Origin of the sequence: Blautia sp. MCC269, from assembly GCF_018785655.1 — a bacterium.
In the GTDB taxonomy this organism is placed as follows: Bacteria; Bacillota; Clostridia; order Lachnospirales; family Lachnospiraceae; genus Blautia_A.
Window position 1 is genome coordinate 1 of the sequence record NZ_WQQE01000078.1, and the last position, 1,326, is coordinate 1,326.

Annotated in this window: 1 protein-coding gene; it reads left to right on the top strand. The window is 44.0% G+C overall.

Annotated features, from left to right (window positions below; genetic code table 11):
* Nucleotides 1-104 precede the first annotated feature (104 nt).
* Complete coding sequence (locus tag GPK88_RS17200; protein ID WP_238046251.1) at nt 105-1,292, top strand: transposase; 1,188 nt, start codon at nt 105-107, stop codon at nt 1,290-1,292.
* Nucleotides 1,293-1,326 lie beyond the last annotated feature (34 nt).

The following is a 1,326-nucleotide window of genomic DNA, read 5'->3' on the forward strand; positions in this document are numbered from 1 at the left end:
CTATAAATGAGCAAATCCAAAATATTGCACAAAAGAAAGACACCCTCTGTAGAAGGATGTATAATTGAAGTACCAACAAACAACATACTCACTCAAACAAGGGGGTGTCCGTTGCAAACAGTATACATCATTCCAAACATATTTACAATTACCTGAAAGCATTAAATCTCGGATTATTTTTATCCGATGTGTATCTGAACCACTTATTGACCATCATCCTGTCTGTTTTTCTCCGGGGATACCGGGGAAAAACAGTTGATTTCCAAGAAGTCAGCCATTGCCACAGGACAACGACCGCTTATTTCCTGAATCACGGAAAATGGAAGGACGATGCATTGCAGGATGTTTTAAAAAGCAGCATCCTCCAAGCCATTTATAGGGAAGCACAGCGTTCCGGACAACCGATTTACTGTATTGTGGATGATACGATTGCTTCACATACCCGGCCTTCGTCACAGGCGGTTCATCCAATCGAAGCTGCGTATTTTCATCAATCACATTTAAAAGGCTGTCAGGATTATGGGCATCAGGTTGTCTCCGTTATGCTTTCCTGCAACGGGATTACCCTGAATTATGCAGTCATCCTGTACGATAAATCAAGATCAAAGATCCAGATTGTACAGGAGATCGCGGAAGAACTTCCCGCTGCGCCGGTCATTTCCTACTTTCTTTGTGACAGCTGGTATACTACTGCAAAAGTGATGGACCGTTTTATTCGGAAAGGATTCTATACGGTTGGGGCATTAAAGACCAACCGAATCCTTTATCCATGCGGGATCCGTCAAAAAGCCAGTGCATTTGCCCTTCATTTGCGGAAAACAGACCCGGATGTCAGCCTCGTGACCGTTGGCAGCCGTGAATTCTATGTATACCGCTATGAAGGGGAGTTGAATGGCATTCCAAATGCAGCGGTGATCCTCAGCTATCCGAAGGATGGATTTGGGAATCCCAAAGCATTGCGTGTATTTCTCTCTACAAATGCAGAGTTATCCACGCAGGAGATCCTGGACACCTATACGAAACGGTGGCCGATTGAATTATTTTTCCGGCAGAGCAAAAGTAAACTTGCGCTGGATAGTTATCAAATCCGATCCCGTCAGGGAATCCAAAGGTATTGGCTGATCATGTCGTTGGTCCACTATTTGTGCTGTATGCATTCTGGAAACTACTGCACATTCGAAGAGGGATACGCATCCTTGAAGCAGCAGCTAAAGCAGGAACAGTTTGCAAACCTGTACCGCCTCATAAAAAGCAGCGCCTCATTCGAAGAAGCTTTTAAGTTTGTGGGATAAGTTTGTGCAAAATTCGATATTTGCTCATTTATAG